Source organism: Mycobacterium sp. IDUB_17 (genome assembly GCF_055419465.1).
The window spans coordinates 668232-681090 of record NZ_JBVAXS010000002.1 but is presented as its reverse complement, the minus strand read 5'-3'; the positions used below and the strand labels follow the sequence as shown (position 1 = coordinate 681090).

11 protein-coding genes and 1 riboswitch are annotated in these 12859 nt (G+C 67.5%); of the genes, 7 read left to right on the top strand and 4 right to left on the bottom strand.

Annotated features, from left to right (window positions below; all coding sequences use genetic code 11):
• The first annotated feature begins 14 nt into the window (after positions 1-14).
• Genes ACZYZ7_RS10410 through ACZYZ7_RS10385 form a run of 6 tightly spaced genes read left to right on the top strand, consistent with a single transcriptional unit; the run spans position 15 to position 6854 of the window.
• Positions 15-827: an exodeoxyribonuclease III gene (locus tag ACZYZ7_RS10410; protein ID WP_463740865.1), complete on the top strand. Its 813-nt coding sequence runs from the start codon at positions 15-17 to the stop codon at positions 825-827.
• 45 nt (positions 828-872) lie between these two features.
• Complete coding sequence (locus ACZYZ7_RS10405; RefSeq protein ID WP_463740864.1) at positions 873-2441, top strand: AAA family ATPase; 1569 nt, start codon at positions 873-875, stop codon at positions 2439-2441.
• Complete coding sequence (locus ACZYZ7_RS10400) at positions 2438-3055, top strand: hypothetical protein (protein WP_463740863.1); 618 nt, start codon at positions 2438-2440, stop codon at positions 3053-3055. The genes ACZYZ7_RS10405 and ACZYZ7_RS10400 overlap by 4 nt, the downstream gene beginning before the upstream one ends.
• On the top strand, positions 3052-4917 hold the full coding sequence (locus ACZYZ7_RS10395) for a hypothetical protein (RefSeq protein WP_463740862.1): 1866 nt from the start codon (positions 3052-3054) through the stop codon (positions 4915-4917). The genes ACZYZ7_RS10400 and ACZYZ7_RS10395 overlap by 4 nt, the downstream gene beginning before the upstream one ends.
• Positions 4907-5545 (top strand): hypothetical protein, encoded by a 639-nt coding sequence (locus ACZYZ7_RS10390; protein WP_463740861.1) that lies wholly within the window; start codon positions 4907-4909, stop codon positions 5543-5545. Before ACZYZ7_RS10395 ends, ACZYZ7_RS10390 begins: the two co-directional genes overlap by 11 nt.
• Positions 5538-6854 (top strand): phenylacetate--CoA ligase family protein, encoded by a 1317-nt coding sequence (locus ACZYZ7_RS10385; protein ID WP_463740860.1) that lies wholly within the window; start codon positions 5538-5540, stop codon positions 6852-6854. The genes ACZYZ7_RS10390 and ACZYZ7_RS10385 overlap by 8 nt, the downstream gene beginning before the upstream one ends.
• Here the strand turns inward: ACZYZ7_RS10385 and ACZYZ7_RS10380 are convergent.
• Genes ACZYZ7_RS10380 through ACZYZ7_RS10365 form a run of 4 tightly spaced genes read right to left on the bottom strand, consistent with a single transcriptional unit; the run spans position 6832 to position 10925 of the window.
• Positions 6832-7569: an LOG family protein gene (locus ACZYZ7_RS10380; RefSeq protein ID WP_135452220.1), complete on the bottom strand. Its 738-nt coding sequence runs from the start codon at positions 7567-7569 to the stop codon at positions 6832-6834. The two genes, ACZYZ7_RS10385 and ACZYZ7_RS10380, sit on opposite strands and share 23 nt — an antisense overlap.
• Entirely contained in the window at positions 7566-8207 is a 642-nt protein-coding gene (locus tag ACZYZ7_RS10375) for a class I SAM-dependent methyltransferase (RefSeq protein ID WP_463740859.1), read from the bottom strand. The genes ACZYZ7_RS10380 and ACZYZ7_RS10375 overlap by 4 nt, the downstream gene beginning before the upstream one ends.
• 19 nt (positions 8208-8226) lie before the next feature.
• A complete protein-coding gene (locus tag ACZYZ7_RS10370) occupies positions 8227-9114 on the bottom strand; it encodes an LppU/SCO3897 family protein (protein ID WP_463740858.1) in 888 nt (295 codons plus the stop codon).
• A 53-nt stretch (positions 9115-9167) separates the two neighbouring features.
• The gene (locus ACZYZ7_RS10365; RefSeq protein WP_450072066.1) at positions 9168-10925 is read right to left on the bottom strand and encodes an MFS transporter; all 1758 of its coding nucleotides are present in this window, start codon (positions 10923-10925) and stop codon (positions 9168-9170) included.
• Positions 10926-11130: 205 nt separating this feature from the next.
• Positions 11131-11240, top strand: a riboswitch (TPP riboswitch).
• Between ACZYZ7_RS10365 and thiC the strand changes: the two genes are divergently transcribed.
• Positions 11231-12853 (top strand): phosphomethylpyrimidine synthase ThiC, encoded by a 1623-nt coding sequence (gene thiC / locus ACZYZ7_RS10360; RefSeq protein WP_463740857.1) that lies wholly within the window; start codon positions 11231-11233, stop codon positions 12851-12853. It overlaps the preceding riboswitch by 10 nt.
• Positions 12854-12859: the final 6 nt, after the last annotated feature.

The window sequence follows — 12859 nt, the reverse complement described above, 5'->3', positions numbered from 1 at the left end:
TAACCTCTAACCTCATGCGCCTGGCCACCTGGAACGTCAATTCGATCCGAACCCGAGTGGACCGCGTGGTCGACTGGCTGGAGCGCGCCGACGTCGACGTGCTGGCCATGCAGGAAACCAAGTGCACCGACGCACAGTTCCCGATGATGCCGTTCGCGGCGCTCGGCTACGAAGTCGCACACATCGGGCTCAGCCAGTGGAACGGCGTGGCCATCGCCTCCCGGGTCGGCCTCGACGACATCGAGATCGGGTTCCCGGGACAGCCGGCGTGGAGCAGCAAACCCGAGGAGGAGGCCACGGCCGAGGCTCGCGCACTGGGAGCGACCTGCGGCGGGGTGCGGGTGTGGAGCATGTATGTGCCCAACGGTCGTACGCTGGCCGATCCGCACTACGCCTACAAGCTGGATTGGCTTGCCGCGCTGCGGGATACCGCCGCCGGCTGGCTGCAAGCGGATCCGGAGCAGCCCATCGCGCTGGTCGGCGACTGGAACATCGCCCCCCAGGATGAGGACGTCTGGGACATGGCCGCCTTCGACGGCAGCACGCACGTGTCCGAGCCCGAGCGCGCGGCCTTCCAGGCCATGAACGACGCCCAATTCACCGATGTGGTGCGGTCTTTCACACCAGGTCCCGGGATCTACACCTACTGGGATTACACCCAGCTGGCTTTCCAGAAACGCCGCGGCATGCGCATCGACTTCATCCTCGGCTCCCCCGGCCTCGCCTCGCGGGTCACGAACGCCGAGATCGTGAAGGATGAACGCCGCCCCAAGAAGGGCACCACCGCACCCAGCGACCATGCGCCGGTACTGATCGACCTCAGCTGAGCAGCCGCCGGGGCGGTTAGCATTGGCGCGACGGGGAGGGGCCAGATGACGACCAGGTGGAGCGCGGTATCCAAATCGCCGACGTTGCCCGTGGACCACGCGCCGGCCGCCGGCCTCACTGCCGCAGACCTGTTCACCCCGCCCGCCGCTCCTGCGGTCACTCTCGACGAGAAGCTGCGCCGCGCCTACTTCTGGCTGATCAACAAGGCCGTCATCTCCCCGTTCTACGACGTCGAATTCGGCTCGGACACCACGGTCAACTATCCGCTCGGTGATGCGGGCGCTTCCCTGAGCCTGCCGAAACAACCCGCTTATTCCTCCAATGTTCTTGTCCCGCTGCTGACTTTCGCTGTGGGCAGAAGGTGCCTGCTGATCGGCGGTCCGGGCCGCGGCAAGACCACCCTGGCGGTGCTGATGGGGGTTCTCGCGGGGGCGGCGCCCGCCGATGTGCGCCGCCACGTCCAGCAGGGCCAGCCGCAGTTGACCGTGGGTGACCTGGTCGGGATTCCGCTGCCACGCGATCTGGTGCAGGCCGGGAGCCTGGCCGAGATCACCATCGCCTGGAAGAGCTGGCTGACCGCGCCGGTCAAGATCGTCGACGAATACAACCGGATTCCGACCAAGACCCAGTCCGCGCTGCTGACCATGGTCGCCGAGGGATACGTCGAAAGCCATGACCAGATGCACCTGACCACACCCGAACACGGTGTGCAGAGCTGGTTTTTCACCGCCAACGACGACGGCGGCGGTGGCACCTTCCCGGTGATCCAGGCTCTGCGCGATCGGATCGACGTGACAGTCCAGGCGTTCGGGTTCAACAGCCGGTTCCTCGACGAGCTGGTGAGCCGGGTGGAGGCCGGTGACCGCCCGGAGGACAACGTGCCCGCCGAGTTGGTGTTCGCCACTGCCGAGCAGGCAGCGATGGTCGAGAAGATCCGCGCCATCCCGGTGCCCACCGATGTGCGCCGCCAGTTGGAGTTCTTCGTCAGCCATTTCGAGTTCGTCCAGCATGGCGGCCGGCGCTTCGAGTACCGGACCAAGGATGTGGTGGCCACCGCCGGCATCGAGGTCGAACAGATCATCGACGCCAACTCCGGCGCCGATCTGCAGGTGGACCTCGGCGCACAGACCGTCAACGGGGTGTCGGTGCGCTCACTGCAGAACCTGGTGCTCTACGCCAAGGCGCTGGCCTGGTTCCGCGGCAACGTCTCCGTCACGCTCGAGGATGTGCGGGCCATGGTGCCGTTCGCCTTGCGCGGCAAGCTGTTACCGAACACCGCCCATCCTCGGTTCGACACCGGCGCGGACCGGGAACTGGCGTCAGACCCGGCAAGTTGGCTGACCGACCTGTTCGACACCTCGTGCCGTCAGTTCGTCGCGCTGGCACGCGAGGGCGAGGACCCGGTGGCCGAGCTGCTCGCCGAGTTCGACCGCGGGCTCGACGGCTTGGAGACACTCGAGGTGTCGCGACGCCTCACCACGATCGAGGCCCGGATCTCGGCGGTCTCCGCCGTCGGCAAGATCTACGGCCGGGATTTCGATGATCTGGTCGCGTTGAAGTATCTCTACCAACGGTATTCGAACTATCTGCACTGGCTGGAGAGCGGCCGGTGATTGCCCGGGCGTATCACCAGGTCAACCTCGACCTACCCGCGGCGGATGCCGATCTTCCGGTGATGGCCGGTCTCGATCTGGCCCTGTCGGCCGACAATGTGGCCCGCTTCGGCGGGGATCCACGCCGGTACCGCCGTGCACTGAGCGGCATCTCCGCGGCGCCGGAGGCGATGTTCAACGTCGCCGCGGTGGCTGCCTGGCGGGCCGGGGTGCTGGGGATCCGCGCCGACGCATTGTCCCGATTGGAGCTGTTGGGAACCGATCTCGCGGCGTCGGTGCTGGGTCTGCCGGTCGACGCGGTCGTCCCCTTCGCCGAAGGGCAAGCGGTCGACCGCTTCTACTGGCCGCTGCGCGGACCGGGCCAATTGATCGCGCGGATCGGCGGGTTCACCGGGCTCGGCGGCAGGTGGGATCATCCGCCCACCGCTCCCACGCCGCGTGGACCGGGCCGTTGGACGGTGGACGTCGGCGTGCAGCGCTGGCAGATCGACGCCGACGTATTCGGCCACGTACTGTCCTCGGCACCCGTCGACGGTCCCTCGGCCGACGGATCACGCACGGCGCAGCTGGTGGTGCGCCCGACTTCCTATCTGGCCGAGATCTGGCCGGCATGACCGGACGGGCACCGACCGACACCGAGCTGGTGGCCTGGGGGGCCGCCCTTGAGTTGTGGGGCGTGCAACTTCATCCGCCGGATATGGTGCAGGACAGCGCAACCGGTACGTTCGCCTGGTTCTCGTTCCCACCGTCGATCTCGATCGACCTTGACGAGCTGACTCGTCAGGGCGCACAGCACCACCTGGTGAGCGTCTTCGCTCACGAGATCGGTCATCACGTGTTGTCCCCGAGCACCCGCATCGTGTCGTTCAAGCTGATGCAACAGATGGCCCGCGCGATTGTGGCGAGCGATCCGCGCCGGGCCATTCCCGTCACCAGCACGGCCCAGCGGCTGTCCAATCTGTGGTCGGATCTACTCATCAACGACCGGGTGGTCCGGATGCAGCGCCGCCGGCACCCTGGTGCCGAACCGGACATGATCGCGTTGTGGCGCACACTGACCGCGCGGGAGCCGGTGTCGAACGCGGCCTGGTGGGTACTCATGCGGGCCTACGAATTGTTGTGGTCACTGCCGTCGAACACGTTGTGCCCCAATGACCCTCCTGCGGTTCCCGAATCGGTGCGGGAGGAGGCCCGGGCCCGCCAGCACATCGACCCCGCCACACTCGACGTATCGATGGTCCGCGAGGATCTGCAGGAGAAGGAACGCATCCACCGGGCCGCGGCGCTGCGGGTACGCGCCATCCAGGACGAACTGCTGCTGAGCCAGCCGGTGCAACCCGTCGCCGACGCCGAGTACGTGGCGCAGGCGGTCCGCACCTTCGGGGCGGACCCAGTGGGTGGGGCTCTGACCTTCGGCATGGTGCTGGTGCCCTACCTGGTGCTGGAATCCATGGTCTCCGACGGCGCCGGCCTGCCCGGCGGTGGATGCGCCGAACAGGGTGGGCCGCCGGCCACCGCAGTCGAACTCGCGCAGGTGCTGGCCGATCCGCGGCTCGACGAGACCCCGGTGCACCCCGCAGCGGCCGCCATCGGTGCACCGTCGCAGGACGCGCCGCCGGGCCAACAGTACGGCGTCGCACAGACATTGGCCCTCTTCGCCGGATCCGATCCGAACGCCGTGATGCTCGCCTGGTACGAGGCGCAGGCCCGGCCCTGGGTCCAATCGCTTCGGCAGTCCGGCCGGGGCGTCGCCGACCAGGGGATCCCTGGACCGTTGGAGACGTGGGAGCTCGGCGACGACATCGCCGAACTCGACTGGCCGGCAACCCTTGCCGCCAACCCCGTGGTGGTTCCCGGGGTGACGACGCGGCGCCGCACGTACCTGCCCGACGATCCGGTCGCCACCACCGAAGCGGTGACACTGGATCTCTACATCGACTCGTCCGGTTCGATGCCGCGCCCAGAGCGGGGATCCCCGGCCGTGCTGGCCGGCATGATTCTCGTGCTGTCGGTGCTCAAAGGCGGTGGGCGGGTTCGGGTCACGTCATGGTCGGGCCGCGGCCAGGTCGCCGGCGACAGCGTGTACACCCGCGATCGGTTGGAGATCATGCGCCAGCTGACGACGTTCTTCGGCGGCAGCACGGTGTTTCCCCTCGATCTGCTGGCGCACCGGTATCCGCCCGGTGACGATGCCCGCGATGAGCAGCGCCACCTGGTGGTGTTGTCCGACGACGGCTTGAGGTCGCTGTTCGGCGCCTGCCAGGAAGAGTACGCCTGGGTTGCCGCCGCGGTGCGGCGCCAACTCGATACCGCCACCCTGCTGGTCCAGGACCGGCGGCGTTCGGTGGCCGGCCCGGCCGCCGAGGCCGGCTACTCGGTGGACTATCTGGACAACATGTCCGACGCGCCGGCGATCTGCGCGCGGCTGGCCGCGCACATCGCCGGGTATCGGCGGGAGGTGTCGCATGGCCGATGAAGCAAGTCGGGAATCCGGCAGAGAACTGGCGAACTGGTTCGCCGAGGGATTGGACGAGCAGGCGGTGTGGTCGAGCCTGCGGCCCGGCCCGACGGTGGATGAGGTCGCCGCACGGCTGGCGAGCACACCCCAACCGTTTCTCGCCGACACCGTCGACGTGGTGGCACTCGCCTGCGACGTGTTCAACCACACCGGGTGCGCAGCCGCCGCTCAACGCATCGCCGAACGGGGGTCGCCGGCCTCCCGGCGCGGCGCTGCCATCGGACTGTGGTTGTTCGCCAGTACGGATCTCACCGGCCCGTTCAGCACGCCACTCGATGAACGGAGGGCTGCGACCGCCTTGTTGGCGTTGGCATTTCGGGTGGCGCCCCTGGTGGACCCCGGCCGCTGGCTCAGCGATGCGGAACGCCGGGACGAAGCGGTGCGGACGTTCCTGCTCTGGGACGGCCTGCTGCCGCACGGCGAGGACGCGGCACAGGCCCGCTCACTGTTCGAGATGCGTGATTCGGTGCGCCGCGAAGGTGCGCTGGCTCAGGCGCTGGCCGATCACGAACATCGAATGGCGGTGCAACGCCGCCTGGCTGACGCCAAGGCCAAAGAAGCTGCGGCACGGTACAACAGTGAGTGACGATCCGCTGCGGCTCGACGACTACGTTCCGTTCGGCCAGGTGGCGCTGACTGACGAACAGCGCTGGCCGGGCCTGTCGGCGGCCGGGCGGGTGCGGCTGGCCGGTCTCGAGCAGCATCGTCTCGCGCCGGCCTGGTGTCACCGGGTGGGGCACCGGCTCTCCCCCGCCCAACAGCAGGCCGCCACGCGGCAACTGCCCCTTGATGATTGGCTGCCACGGCATCTCGCGCTGGCCCGCACCCTGCCGGCCTACCGTCACCGGACGGGCCCGCTGGACACCCTCGCCGACTTCCCGTTGATCGGCCGCGAAGACCTCGTCGATGACATCGCGGCGTTCGTCCCGCCCGGCGCCGACCTGAGCCGGATATTGCACGGCACGAGTTCGGGCAGCACCGGCGCCGCCCTGGTCATGCCGGACGACCCGGACGAGCTCGCTCGCGGTTTCCACTGGCTACGAGGGCTGGTGGGCGCGGACTGGGAACCCGTGGAGCATCGGGTGGCATTGGCACAGACGGTGTTTCAGCGGCAGGCGTTCACCTATGCGTCGGTGATCCCGGGCTTCGGTGAGGCCCTGATGGCGCGGCTGAACCTGCATCCCGCCGCGTGGGCAGGCGGCGGGATGCAGCGGGATGCGTATCTGCGGAACACCGATCCGCAGGTGATCAGCGGGACGCCCACCTCACTGGAGGTGCTGCTGGAGCCTGCGCTCGCGTCCACATTGCGGCCATTGGCGCTGATCTCCGGGGCGATGACCCTGACCCTCCCGCTGCGCCGGGCACTTGAGGCGGCCTACGACTGCCCGGTCCTGGACGTCTACGGCTTGCACGAGACCCGGCCCATCGCGGTCAGCGATGACGGCGGGCCGTTCGTGGTGGCCGAACGGCGCGTGCATGTCGAGGTCTTGGCGGGCGAGGTCGTGGTGACATGCGGGGAGAACCAGTTTCTGCCACTGGTCCGCTACCGCACCGGCGACTACGCGCGGCTCGTCACCCATCATGGCCGTCGGGCGCTGACCGATCTGGAAGGCAGAGAGGCAACGGTTTTCGTGTCGGCGACGGGCGATGCGGTGCCCTGCGTCGATCTCACCCAGCAGTTGCAGGCCGCCGGGGCCCGCGGGTGGAGCGTCGACCAGGACGCGGAGGGCCGCGTCGCGGCGGTGATCGCGTCCGGTGACCGGCAGCGGGTCACCGAGTCGCTGGCCCTGCTGTTGGGACGCCCCGTCGAGGTCACCCGGGTGGCGACGCTGGCCGAGTTGGGGCCCGGCAAGCCGCGTCGCTACTCTTCGGCTATCGCGCCGACGCGGCGATGAGTTCGACGGCTTCGGCCACACTGTCGGTGCAATGGAGCAGGGCCAAGTCGGGTTCGGAGATCTTTCCTTCGCGCAGAACCGTGTTGCGGATCCAGTCGATCAGGCCCGACCAGTAGTCGACGCCCAGCAGGATGATCGGAAACTCGGTCACCTTGCGGGTCTGCACCAGCGTCAGCGCCTCGAACAGTTCGTCGAGGGTGCCGAATCCGCCCGGCAGGCACACGAACGCCTGCGCGTATTTGACGAACATGGTCTTGCGGACGAAGAAATAGCGGAAGTTGATGCCGAGGTCGACCCAGTGGTTGAGGCGCTGCTCGAAGGGCAGTTCGATACCGAGTCCGACGGAGTAGCCGCCGGACTCGCTGGCGCCGCGGTTGACCGCCTCCATCGAGCCCGGACCGCCCCCGGTGATCACCGCGTAGCCCGCTTCCACCAGCGCGATGCCCAGTTCCTCGCCCAACCGGTACTCCGGCGAATGCGGTTCCGTCCGCGCCGATCCGAAAACTGTGACAGCCCTCGGCATCTCGGCGAGGGCGTCAAAACCCTCGACGAACTCGCCCTGGATGCGCATCACTCGCCACGGATCGGTGTGCACCCAATCGGTGTGGCCGTGCCGGTCCAGCAGGCGCTGGTCGGCGGTCGAGGTGGCACAGCGGTCACGACGCAGTTGCACCGAACCACGAATTTGGAACTGGGTGTCGTCGTTCTCGCTCACCTCGGCTTGACCCCCACGGTGATGACGTCGGAGATCGGCGTCCACACCGGCCGGTGCACCCGGTGCTGTTCGGCGACGGTGAATCCGGCCGCCTCGAACAGCGCGCGCATCTCCTTCTCGGTGGGGCTGTGGGCGGGCGCACCCAGGTCGGCCGACAGCGCGTGCAGCGGCAGGAACTCCCGACGGGGACTCATCGTCGTCACCGCCACCATGCCGCCGGGTGCGATTACGCGATAAAACTCCGCGAGCGCGGCGGGCTGGTCGAAGAAGTGGAATGCCGATGTCGTCACCACCGCGTCCAGGAAGCCGTCTTGGAAGGGCAACTCCTCGGCAGGGGCCAACTTCCACCGCACGCGGTCCGAACGCCTGCGCGCCTGGGCGAGCATGCCGTCGGACATGTCCAGGCCGTACACCTCATCGGGTTGCAGTTCTCGCTGGATGCGGTCGGCCAGGATGCCGGTACCGCAGGCGATGTCGGCGATCTCCCTGGCGCCGTGCTGCTGCAGTTGCGCGATCACCTCGTCCTGAGCGGGCCGGTACACCCACCGCTGGAGGCAGCCCTGGTCGTACGCCGGGGCGGCGAAGCTCCAGAATCGCGTGATGGCCTCGTTGAATCCGCGGCGCTGCGTGGTGGTCACGCGCCCGAGTCTAGGTCGGCTACGACGGCGCCTCCACGCAGTAGACCCGCGCCGGCTCGGGGAAGGCCACCGCCCGCCCGGCGGAACCGCACACGGCGGTGTCCGTTGACCCGTCAACCCGCTTGACGATCTTGATGGCAGCGTCCGGGTCGGAGCATTCCACCGGGGTGACGAGCTTGGTCTCTTCGTTGATGTCGAAGCACTGGCCCTTGTCGACGTCCAGGATGAAGCAGTAGGTGAGGGACTCGTTCATCAGCACGGAGTAGTCCGAGTCGGCCCGTTTGCCGTCCGGGCATGTCGCGGATCCGCCACCTTTGGACACCAACTCATAGACGGCCTCCGGGCTGCTGCAGCCGACCGGGGTGAGGTTCATGTCCGCCACGGCGTACTGATCGCCGGAGATGCAATCCCCCACCGCCAAGCCACCAGAGCCGCCCGACTTCGAGGACCCGGAACTTGAGCCGGAGCTCGACGTGCGCGACCCCGAACTCGAATCTGACCCCGACGTGCGTGCCGCCATCCGCGCAGCGAATCCCAACAGGCCGAGCACCAGCAGGATCACACCGATCACGATCATCACCGTGCCGGACTTCTTGGGTGGCGCACCGTAGACCTGCGGCGGGGCCGGTGGATAGCCCGGCTGCTGTGGATAGCCCTGTTGCGGATAACCCGGCTGCGGATAACCCGGCTGCGGATAGCCAGGTTGCGGATAACCCGGCGGATAACCCGGCTGCGGATACGCACCCGGCGGGTACCCGGGCTGGCCGCTCGGCTTCGACGATGACGAACGCCGAACCAGGCCGAGGATGAGCAGCAGCAGCCCCAACCCAGGGATCAGCAGCGCGCCGAGGAGATAGCCCGCGGAATACGCGGCGCTTCCGGCGGCGGCCAACGTGTGAGCGACCATGGCGGGGAGTATTCCATGACCAGCGGCCAAAAAACGTTTGCCGAGAGGGCCCCTCAGGCCTCGTTGTCGGCCCCGGCCTCGGTCCCATAGCGGCCCGCGCTGAACATCGACGCCACGGCACCGATCACCATCATCACGGCCGCGGCGGTGAACACCACCGTCAGGCCGGAATGGAACGGCTCGGTGATCAGCTGCGGGAAGAACGTCTGCCCGGTGATCACGTCCGCGTTCACGCCCGGCTGGTGCAGCGCGTCGGACGGCGCGAGCAATTCGGCCATCGGGTTGTAGCCCAGGAAGGCCGCGAACAGGCTGCCGACCGGTGGCAGGTTCGCCACATCATGGGCCACCGAGGCCGAAACCCCTTGCTGCGTCAGGCCGCTGGTCAACGCGGCGGGCAACGTGTTGGCCAGCCCGACGATCATCAGCGAGAAGAAGATGCCGATCGACAGCGAGTTGCCGGCGTTGAAAAAGGTGGACCGCACGCCCGAGGCCGCACCGCGCTGATCGGCAGGCACGCTCGACATGATGGCCGCGGTGTTGGGGGCGGTGAAGATGCCGCCGCCCAGGCCGTTGAGGAACACCAGGATGGCGAACACCCAGTAGTCGAAGTTGACCGGAATCATCAGCAGCGCCACGAAGGTGGCCGCCATCAGCAGCATGCCGCCGACGGTCAGCGGCCGCGCGCCGATGCGGTCCGAGAGCGATCCGGCGATCGGCGCGGCGACCAGGAACCCGATGGTGACCGGCAACAGGTAGATGCCGGCCCACAGCGGGGTGGACTCGAAGCTGTAGCCGTGCAGCGGCAGCCAGATGCCCTGCAACCAGATGATGAGCATGAACTGCAGCCCGCCGCGGCCCACCGAGGACATCAGCCCGGCGAGATTACCCATTCCGAACGCGGCCGATTTGAACAACCGGACGTCGACCATGGGCGACGACACCTTGAGCTCGACGATGCAGAACGCGACGAGCAGCAGCAGTCCGATCGCGATGGAGCCCAGCACCCACGGGCTGGTCCAGCCCGTGGTCGAGTCACCGTAGGGCTGGATGCCGTAGGTGATGCCGATCAGCAGCACCGTCAGGCCCAGCCCGAAGGTCAGCGTGCCGGCCCAGTCGAGCCGTCCGGCGGTGCGGACACCGAGTTCTTTGAGTGAGCGGTAGCTCCAGATGGTGCCGATGATGCCGATCGGGACACCCACCCAGAAGATGGCCTTCCAGTGCCACTCGGACAGGAAGCCGCCGATCAGCAGGCCGAGGAACGACCCGGCAACGGCGGCCACCATGTTCGTGCCCAGCGCCATCCCGCGCTGGTTGGCCGGGAAGGCATCGGTGAGGATGGCCGACGACGACGCCATCAGCATCGCACCGCCGACACCCTGAACGACGCGCCAGCCGATCAGCCAGACCGCGCCGCCACCGAGCTGGAACGGGTCGAAGGACAGCGCGATCGCGGCCAGGGTGAAGACCACGAAGCCGAGGTTGTAGATGCGGACCCGGCCGTACATGTCACCCAGACGCCCGAACGGCACGACGAGCACCGCGGTCACCACCAGGTAGCCCATCAACATCCACAGCAGGTAGCTGACGTTGCCGGGGGCGAGCGGGTTCAGCCCGATGCCGCGGAAGATCGCCGGCAGCGAGATCAACACGATCGAGGCGTTGATGGAGGCCAGCAGGATGCCCAACGTGGTGTTGGACAGCACCACCCACTTGTAGAACGGGTGATCGTGGTCCATCCGTTTGCGCCGGTCGGCGGTCTCGGCCTGTGCGGCGTCGACGTCGCCCGACGCGTTCGTCATCTCAGTCGTCATTCCGTCTTCGCTCTAGTAGCAATCGAGGGGGCTGCGAGGCCCAACATGTTCAAAACACATATATTAGCTATGCAAATCAAGCGGGGGCAACCCGAAGGCGCCCAGCCTGGCGGACTCGCCGGTTTCCACCCCAGCGTCGCGCCGCCACGCTCAACACGGCCCAGACGTAGAAAGCGGCACCCGGTCTGCGCTAGGTTGGGCCCTGCAAACCACACGCGGGAGTGCGCACGAGCGCACTGAGAGGACGGGTAGGCCCGTCGACCGTACGAACCTGACCGGGTAATGCCGGCGTAGGGAGATGAAAAATGAGTGATGTTCTTGTCGACCCTTCTGTGACCACCGGTCCGATCACCGGAAGCACCAAGGTCCATCGCGAGATCAACCATGACGGCACGACGATGCGCGTGCCGTTTCGCCGGGTGAACCTCACCAACGGCGAGCATCTGGACCTGTACGACACCTCGGGTCCGTACACCGACGACGCCGCGGTGATCGACCTGAACGCCGGCCTACCGGCCCGGCCCGCGGTGCACAGAGACCGCGGCACCCAGCTGCAGCGGGCCCGCGCCGGGGAGATCACCGCCGAAATGGCGTATATCGCTGAGCGCGAAGGCGTTTCGGCTGATCTGGTGCGTGACGAGGTAGCCCGGGGCCGCGCGGTCATCCCGGCCAACCACAACCACCCCGAGGCCGAGCCGATGATCATCGGCAAGGCGTTCGGCGTGAAAGTCAATGCCAATATCGGCAATTCGGCCGTCACCTCATCGATCGGCGAGGAGGTCGACAAGATGGTGTGGGCGACCCGGTGGGGTGCTGACACCATCATGGACCTGTCCACCGGCAAGGACATCCACCAGACACGGGAGTGGATCCTGCGCAACTCCCCGGTCCCGGTCGGGACCGTGCCGATCTACCAAGCCCTGGAAAAGGTCAACGGCGACCCCACCAAGCTGACGTGGGAGATGTACCGCGACACCGTGATCGAGCAGTGCGAGCAGGGTGTCGACTACATGACCGTGCACGCCGGGGTGCTGCTGCGCTACATCCCGCTGACGGTCAAGCGCGTCACCGGCATCGTGTCCCGAGGCGGGTCGATCATGGCCGCCTGGTGCCTGGCACATCACACCGAGTCGTTCCTGTACACCCACTTCGATGAACTCTGCGAGATCCTGGCCCGCTACGACGTGACGTTCTCGCTCGGCGACGGGCTGCGGCCCGGGTCGATCGCCGACGCCAACGACGAGGCCCAGTTCGCCGAGCTGCGCACCCTGGGTGAGCTCACCAAGATCGCGAAATCCCATGGCGTGCAGGTGATGATCGAGGGGCCGGGCCACGTTCCGATGCACAAGATCGTGGAGAACGTGCGGCTCGAAGAGGAATGGTGCGAGGAGGCGCCGTTCTACACGCTGGGACCGCTGACCACCGACATCGCCCCGGCCTACGACCACATCACCTCGGCGATCGGCGCGGCCATCATCGCCCAGGCCGGCACCGCGATGCTGTGTTACGTCACCCCCAAGGAACACCTGGGCCTGCCCGACCGCAAGGACGTAAAGGACGGCGTGATCGCCTACAAGATCGCCGCGCACGCCGGCGACCTCGCCAAGGGGCACCCGCGCGCCCAGCAACGCGACGACGCGCTCTCGAAGGCGCGCTTCGAGTTCCGCTGGCACGACCAGTTCGCTCTGTCCCTCGATCCCGACACCGCGCGTGAGTTCCACGACGAGACGCTGCCCGCCGAACCGGCCAAGACCGCACACTTCTGCTCGATGTGTGGCCCCAAGTTCTGTTCGATGCGCATCACGCAGGACATCCGGGATGCCTACCCGGACGGGGTCGCCCCCGAGGACATCCAGCGCGGCATGGCCGAGAAATCCCAGGAGTTCGCCGACCACGGCAACCGCGTCTATCTACCCTTGACCACGTGAGGCCGA